Origin of the sequence: Kitasatospora sp. NPDC089797 (assembly GCF_040684795.1) — a bacterium.
GTDB lineage: Bacteria > Actinomycetota > Actinomycetes > Streptomycetales > Streptomycetaceae > Kitasatospora.
In genome coordinates, this window is the sequence record NZ_JBFBGS010000104.1 from 1 (window position 1) to 7242 (window position 7242).

The window sequence follows — 7242 nt, forward strand, 5'->3', positions numbered from 1 at the left end:
TCCAGCGGGCCCTCCGGGCGCTTCGTTCTTTCGTGTTTCCAGCTTACCAGATGTTTTCCGCTCCGTTTTCCGGAGTTTCATTCATCCGATTTTCCCGAACTGGCCGGGGCCGCTTTTCGCGACGACCACCACGTTAGCGCATTCCGAGTGTTACTCGAAATTCACGCCCGCATCTCGTCGACGGCAACGCCGAAGAACCCAACCGAATGGGCGCCGAAGTGCGGGAGTGGGTCCTGCTGAGTGGGGTGGTCGCTCTGGCGACTGGGAGACAGTACCCCTCCCCGGCCGTCGAGACAAATGCCCGGCCCGGAGCCGTGCGAGGACGGTCCGGGCCGGGCTGTCACCTGCTCAGTACCCCGCGTGGCTACCGGAAGAGGCGGTCGCCGCTGTTGGCCATCCGGTGGGTGCCGCTGTGGTGGTTCACCCAGTCCTTGACCAGGTTGATGGCGTTGGCGCACTGCCAGCTGTCGTCGTACTCACGGACGCCGGTGAAGGCGCCGTACCCCGCGATGATGCCGTCCACCCTGGCGTCGCCCAGCAGCTTGTCGACGTACCAGGGGTCGTTGTAGGTGGTCGTCCAGGAGAGCGTGGCCGCGAGTTGGCCCGAGGCCCGGTCCGCCGCCCCCTTCTTCAGCTCGGCGCAGGTGTTCCAGGTCGCCTCGGTGCAGTTGCCGAAGCCGTTGGTGATGTCGGTGTCGCCGTAGTCCATCGCCCGGTGGCCGACCGGGATGCCTCCGCCGGAGCTGTTGAAGGCCCCGACGACCTTGTCCCGCGATCCGGTGGTGGTCATGCCCTCCAGCCTGCCGAGCTTGCCCTCCAGGCTCTTCCAGCCTCGGCCGCCGACGTCCGGGGTGTTGCCGGGGTGGTACTCGTAGAAGCCGTAGATCACCTGGATGCCGGCAGCGGTCAGCCGCTGGGCCTTGTCGTGGAGCCCGGCGACGCTGCAGGCGCGGTTGGGCGCCTCGCCGCAGTAGTTGGGGTCCTTGATGTCCAGCCAGACCAGCGACAGCCGCCGACCCGCGTTGGCGTTGGAGAGGATGCGGTCGATCATGCTGTCGAAGCTGGGGCCGAGGCGGTTGTCGCCGGCCGAGGAACAGTCGTGGTACGCACGCCACTCGTTGGGGTTCCACCAGGCGCAGACGTCGATCTCGATGCCGTTGGCGCCGTGCTTGAGGGCGGCGTCCACCCCGTTCAGGGTGTCGACCCGGTGGGCGATGGCGTAGATGGCGTGGCGCTGGTCGGCCGCGGCCGCCGGGGTGGTCCCGAGGGCGGTGCCGCCGACGATCCCGCACAGCGCGGTGGCCAGCACCGGGAGCATCCGCGCGCGTGCACCGTTCCTGAGGTGAGTGGTCAAGAAAGGCACTCCTTCTTGTCCGATGTCCTGAGGTGGACATGCCGATGTGTGCCAACTGTACGTCGGCAAACGGTGAATGGGGGCCGAACGCGATACGAATACGGAGTTTTGACGGACGTCGACGGTTGCCCCGAGCCGCTCCCGCGCACCTGTTCCGCACTCCGCCCCGGTGCCGTAGCGTGACCACGTGACCACGATCCAGCGTTCCCGGTACGACGTCGTGATCGTCGGCGGCGGGCACAACGGCCTGGTGGCGGCCGCCTACCTCGCGCGGGCCGGCCGGCGGGTGCTGCTCCTCGAACGGCTCCCCCGGATCGGCGGCGCCGCCGTGTCCGCCCAGGTGTTCCCCGGCGTGGACGCCCGGCTGTCGCGCTACTCCTACCTGGTCAGCCTGCTGCCCCGGAAGCTGGTCCGGGACCTCGGGCTGCGGCTGGAGCTGCGCCGCCGCCGGGTCTCCTCCTACACCCCCGTCGTGCGCGACGGTAAGCCCACCGGGCTGCTGGTGGACGCGGCCGACCCCGCCCGCACCCGGGACAACTTCCGGACGCTGACCGGCGGCGACCGGGAGTGGCAGGCCTGGCAGGACTTCTACGGGACGACCGGGGAGGTCGCCCGCCGGGTCTTCCCCACCCTCACCGAACCGCTGCCCACCCGCGCCGAACTCCGTCGCCGGATCGACGACGAGGGCGCCTGGACGGCCCTGTTCGAACGCCCGCTGGGCGAGGAGCTCGAACGCCGCTTCACCGACGACCTGGTGCGCGGCGTGGTCCTGACGGACGCGCTGATCGGCACCTTCACCCACGCCCACGACCCGGAACTCCGGCAGAACCGCTGCTTCCTGTACCACGTCATCGGCAACGGAACCGGCGACTGGGACGTCCCGGTGGGCGGGATGGGCGCGGTGACGGACGCCCTCGCCGAGGCCGCCCGCGCGGCCGGGGCCGAGATCCGGACCGGCTGCGAGGTCACCGCCGTCGCCACCGACGGGCGGGGCGACGCCGAGGTGTCGTACCGGCACCGGGACGGCGGGACGACGGTGGCCGGCCGCCGGGTGCTGGTGAACGCCGCGCCGGCGGTCCTGGCCCGGCTGCTGGGCGAGGAGCCGCGGGAGCCGGCCCCGGAGGGCTCGCAGCTGAAGGTCAACATGGTGCTGCGCCGCCTGCCGCGGCTGCGGGACTCCGCCGCCGACCCGCGCGAGGCCTTCGCCGGGACCTTCCACATCGCCGAGGGCTACCGGCAGCTGGAGACGGCGTACGCCGAGGCACTGGCCGGCCGGCTGCCCTCGGCGGCGCCGTCCGAGATCTACTGCCACACCCTCACGGACCCGTCGATCCTGGGGCCGGACGCCGCCCGGCAGGGGCTGCACACCCTCACCCTGTTCGGACTGCACATGCCCGCCCGGCTGTTCGGCGACCCGGCCGCGGAGCAACGCGCCCTGGCCGCGAGCCTGGCGCAGCTGGACGCGGTGCTGGCCGAGCCGATCGCGGACTGCCTCGCGGTCGACGCCGACGGGCGGCCCTGCATCGAGGCCAGGACCCCGCCGCAGCTGGAGCGGGAGTTGGGGCTGCCCGGCGGTCACATCTTCCACCGGGACCTCGCCTTCCCCTTCGCCGACGAGGAGCCGGTGGGCGCGGCCGCCCGCTGGGGCGTGGCCACCGCCCACCCGAACGTGCTGCTGTGCGGGGCCGGCGCGGTCCGGGGCGGCGGCGTCAGCGGCATCCCGGGACACAACGCGGCGCAGGCCGTCCTGACCGACCCGGAGCGGTGAGCGCCGGAGCCGGGCCGGTCAGGGCCTCGGCGGAGTCAGCAGCCCGGCCTCACGCGCGGGCGAGCACCCAGCCGCCGAGGCCGTCGCAGGCGCCGGCGTTGTAGAGGGTGGACCGGAAACCGGGCGGGACGGGCGAACCGGGGCAGGTCCACAGGCCCACCCGCGCGGTGTTGTGACGCCAGGCCCCGGCGCCGTCGCAGCCGGACACGGTGTGCCCGGTGATCACGTAGCCGGCCACGACCGGGGAGCCGGAACAGGTCCAGATCCCGTCGTGCGGGAGGTTGTGCTGCCAGCTGCCGATGCCGCCGCAGCCGGCCCGGAGGTGGTTGCTGATGACGTAGCCGGGCACGACGGGCGAACCGGAGCAGGTCCAGATGCCGTCGTGGACGAGGTTGTGGCGCCAGGAGCCGATGCCCCGGCAGCCGGTGGTCAGGTGGTCGGTGATCACGTAGCCGGCCACCACCGGGGAGCCGGAACAGGTCCAGATGCCGTCCTTGGCCGACTGCTGGTACCAGGAGCCGGAGCCGTTGCAGCCGGCGCTGTCGTGGTCGGTGATGACGTTCCCGGCCGCGACGGGCTGCCCGGAGCAGCTCCACTTGCCCGGGAAGCCCCAGCCCGTCGTCCCGGCCTCCGCCGCCGACATCCCCGAGACCGTGCCGCCCAGGGCGACGGCCATGACCAGGGCGACCGACGCCGCGGCGGCCCTGGCCCCCCGACCGGCGACCCGGTCCGTCACGCGCTTCCATATCCGACGCAGCATCATGTCCGGTGCACTCCAGTGCTGTTGGGGACGGTGCGGAACGGGAGTCACCCTAGGTGATGATCACGTGAAAGTTCAGCGGAGGATCCAGGAATTCCGCCTCCGGACTCCACCTTGTCCGAAAGCCGTCATCCGGCTCCCCGGAACCCCGGTCGCCCCTGCTGACGGGACTTTCAGCACACCGGGCGATCACGCCCCGGCCCGCGGGTAAGGTGGTGCACCGTGGCCAGTCGTAAAACGTCGATCATGGAAGCAGCCGCGCGGGTGATCGCGCGGCGCGGTGTGCGCGGGCTGCGGGTGGAGGAGCTCGCCGCCGAGGCGGGGGTGTCCACCGCGCTGATCTACTACCACTTCAAGGACCGCACCGGGATCCTCCGGCAGACCCTGGAGTTCATCAACGACCGGGCCGAGCGGTACACGACCGAGCGCGCCGCGGACGCGCCGCCGCTGACGGCCCGCGAGGAGTTGGAGCAGACCCTGCTGCTGGAGCTCCAGGACACCGTCGAGGTGCGGGAGAACAGCACCGCGTGGGGTGAGCTGCGGGCGAGCGCGGTGTTCGACGAGACGCTGCGCGAGGACCTGGCGCGGGCCACCCGGGTCTGGGTCCAGGAGGTCGCCGAACTGCTCGGCCTGGTGCGGCCGATGTCCTCGGCGGTCGCGCTGGCCGGTGCGGCCGAGCGGCTGACCGCGCTGCTGGAGGGGCTGAGCACCCGGTGGCTGAGCGGCAGCCTGCCGCTGGCCCATGCCCGCACGCTGATGCTGGACGCGGTCGACGCCGAGGTGTCCCGGCTCGGCGGCTGAGCGGGGGCTCCGGCGGTCCCGCCCCCGGAAGGCCCGCCGTCCGGCCTTGTCGTCACGCTCCGTACGGACGTCCCACCGGTGGCGTCATGGCGCGCCGCCGAGTTTGACTGATTTTTCAGTCAGTGCAAGCCTGAGGCCGCAGGGCGGGGTGCTGCCGCCGGCCCGTTCCCGTGGTGCGCCGGTGCGTTGCGGCGCGAAGAGTGGTCCTGGCGGCCCCGCATCCCCCCTCCCCCGGCACCGTCGCACGAACTGGAGACCCTCATGACCGGCTACCACGACGCCCGCTCCGCCGAGCACGACCCGTGGGTTCCCGCGGACGACGTCCCGCACGCGCGGACCTGGATGTCCTGGCCCTCCCGCCGGGGCGTGTGGGGGCTGCGCCTGGGCGGCGTCCAGGAGGACATCGCCCTGATCGCCCGCACCGTCGCCGAGTTCGAGCCGGTGGTCATGTGCGCTCCCGACGACTGGACGGCGGACAAGGCCCGTGACCGGTGCGGCCCCGCGGTCGAGGTGATCACCGCCATCCCGACCGACGACCTGTGGATGCGCGACACCGCGCCGGTGTTCCGCCGGGACGGCTACGGCGGCCTGGACGCCGTGGTGCTCAACTTCAACGGTTGGGGCAACAAGCAGGTCCACTACGACGACGCCCGGGTCGCCGAGCGGATCGCCGCCCGCCGGGGCCTGCGCCACACCTTCGCGGACTTCGTCGGCGAGGGCGGCGCGATCGAGACCGACGGCGACGGCACGGTGATGGCCACCGAGAGCAGCCTGGTCAACAAGAACCGCAACCGCGGCATGAGCCGGGACGAGATCGAGGAGTCCGTCCTGGAGGCGTACGGCGCGGACAAGATGATCTGGCTGCCCGGCATCAAGGGCCAGGACATCACCGACGACCACGTGGACGTCACCTCCCGGTTCGTCCGGCCCGGCGTGGTGATGGTGCAGCTGCCGCCGGCCGACCGCAACGACGAGTGGGCGCGGGACGCCCGCGAGCAGTTCGCGATCCTGTCCGCCTCGGCCGACGCCCGGGGCCGCCGCCTGCACGTCGTCGTGGTGCACGGCCCGGACACCGTCCGCTCGCGCAGCTCCAAGTTCGTCGACTCCTACCTGAACTTCCACCTCGTCAACGGCGGCGTCATCACCGCCCAGTTCGGCGACGCCTACAAGGACGCCGCCGCCCGGGAGACGCTCGCCGCGGCCTTCCCCGGCCGCGAGGTGGTGCAGCTCGACGTCGACCGGCTGATGGCCGGGGGCGGCGGCATCCACTGCTCGACCATGCACGAGCCGCTGCCGTAGCCGCTACGCCCCCACGTCCGCCGCACCGCCCACAGACCGGAGCACCCCGCATGACCGATGCCCTGTCCCGCCGCCGCATGATCCGCGCCATCGCCGGGGTCGGCGCCGGAGTCGGCGCCCTCACCCTCGGCCTGACCGCCTGCGACCCCGCCGGTGTCGACGGGAGCGACGACGCCGTCCCGCCGACCGGGCAGCCCGGTGCCACCCCCGGTGCCCGGCGCTTCGGCGCCGAGTGGGACCGGCACCTGCGCACCGTGATGTCCTGGCCCGCCACCGAGGACGTCTGGGGCGAGCAGCTCCCGGAGGTCCGCCGGGACGTGGCCGGTCTGGCCAAGGCGATCGCCGCCCGCGAGCCCGTGGTGCTGATGGCCCGTCCCGACCAGAAGGACGCCGCCCAGCAGGCCTGCGGCCCGGCCGTCGAGGTGGTGCCGATCGCCGTCGACGACCTGTGGGCCCGCGACACCCTGCCGGTCTTCGTCGAGGAGGGCGGCAAGGTCAAGGGCGTCGACTTCAACTTCAACGGCTGGGGCGGCAAGCAGCAGCGCGGCAACGACGCCAAGGTGGCCCGGACGGTGCTGGCCAAGTACGGCGTCGAACGGATCGGGACCAGGCTGGTCGCCGAGGGCGGCTCCTTCGAGACCGACGGCCAGGGCACCCTGATGGTGACCGAGAGCTCGGTGGTCAACGCCAACCGCAACCCGGGGATGAGCCGGGACCAGGTCGAGGCGGAGCTGAAGAAGGCGCTCGGCGTGACCAAGGTGATCTGGCTGGCGGGCGTCAAGGGCAAGGACATCACCGACGCCCACGTGGACTGCCTGGCCCGCTTCGTCGCCCCCGGGGTCGTCCTGCTGGACCAGGCCTTCCCCGGCGGCCCGGCCGACGTCTGGTCCCGGGCGGCCGACCAGGCCCGCGGTGTGCTCCGGAACGCCACCGACGCGACCGGCCGGAAGCTTCAGGTGATCGAGCTCCAGCAGCCCGACCCGGACCGGATCACCGGGCGCGGGGACGCCTTCGTCTCCTCGTACATGAACTTCTACATCGGCTCCAAGGGCGTCTACCTACCGAAGTTCGGCGACGCCCGGGCCGACGAACGGGCGCAGCAGGTGCTCGGGAAGTACTTCCCGGGGCGGGAGACCGTCCCGGTGCGGATCGACGCCATCGCGGCCGGCGGCGGCGGGATCCACTGCGCCACCCACGACATCCCGCTCGTGGGCTGACGGACGGGCCGGCCCGGGCACCCGTTGTGGGACGGGCGCCCGG

The 7242-nt window shown here is 72.5% G+C and carries 6 protein-coding genes; 4 read left to right on the forward strand and 2 right to left on the reverse strand.

Annotated features, from left to right (window positions below):
* Positions 1 to 364: 364 nt before the first annotated feature.
* On the reverse strand, positions 365 to 1354 hold the full coding sequence (locus AB0O91_RS40950) for a phospholipase (protein WP_363444599.1): 990 nt from the start codon (positions 1352 to 1354) through the stop codon (positions 365 to 367).
* Between the two features lie 187 nt (positions 1355 to 1541).
* Here AB0O91_RS40950 and AB0O91_RS40955 point away from each other — a divergent pair, with 187 nt between their 5' ends.
* Positions 1542 to 3122, forward strand: a complete 1581-nt coding sequence (locus tag AB0O91_RS40955; protein WP_363444600.1) for an NAD(P)/FAD-dependent oxidoreductase — start codon at positions 1542 to 1544, stop codon at positions 3120 to 3122.
* A 49-nt stretch (positions 3123 to 3171) separates the two neighbouring features.
* On the opposite strand, the gene AB0O91_RS40960 is transcribed toward AB0O91_RS40955, so the two are convergent.
* Positions 3172 to 3858: a hypothetical protein gene (locus AB0O91_RS40960; protein WP_363444602.1), complete on the reverse strand. Its 687-nt coding sequence runs from the start codon at positions 3856 to 3858 to the stop codon at positions 3172 to 3174.
* Positions 3859 to 4128: 270 nt separating this feature from the next.
* Between AB0O91_RS40960 and AB0O91_RS40965 the strand changes: the two genes are divergently transcribed.
* The 3 genes from AB0O91_RS40965 (at position 4129) to AB0O91_RS40975 (ending at position 7199) form a co-directional block, all read left to right on the forward strand.
* Entirely contained in the window at positions 4129 to 4683 is a 555-nt protein-coding gene (locus AB0O91_RS40965) for a TetR/AcrR family transcriptional regulator (RefSeq protein WP_363444604.1), read from the forward strand.
* Between the two features lie 261 nt (positions 4684 to 4944).
* Complete coding sequence (locus AB0O91_RS40970) at positions 4945 to 5982, forward strand: agmatine deiminase family protein (protein ID WP_363444606.1); 1038 nt, start codon at positions 4945 to 4947, stop codon at positions 5980 to 5982.
* Positions 5983 to 6032: 50 nt separating this feature from the next.
* The gene (locus tag AB0O91_RS40975; protein WP_363444608.1) at positions 6033 to 7199 is read left to right on the forward strand and encodes an agmatine deiminase family protein; all 1167 of its coding nucleotides are present in this window, start codon (positions 6033 to 6035) and stop codon (positions 7197 to 7199) included.
* The last annotated feature ends 43 nt before the right edge of the window (positions 7200 to 7242 follow it).

What these genes read in the sequence shown, in the direction of transcription:
- AB0O91_RS40970 (WP_363444606.1), top strand. Translation starts at nt 4,945, where the DNA reads ATGACCGGCTACCACGACGCCCGCTCCGCCGAGCACGACCCGTGGGTT.
- AB0O91_RS40975 (WP_363444608.1), top strand. Translation starts at nt 6,033, where the DNA reads ATGACCGATGCCCTGTCCCGCCGCCGCATGATCCGCGCCATCGCCGGG.
- AB0O91_RS40965 (WP_363444604.1), top strand. Translation starts at nt 4,129, where the DNA reads ATGGAAGCAGCCGCGCGGGTGATCGCGCGGCGCGGTGTGCGCGGGCTG.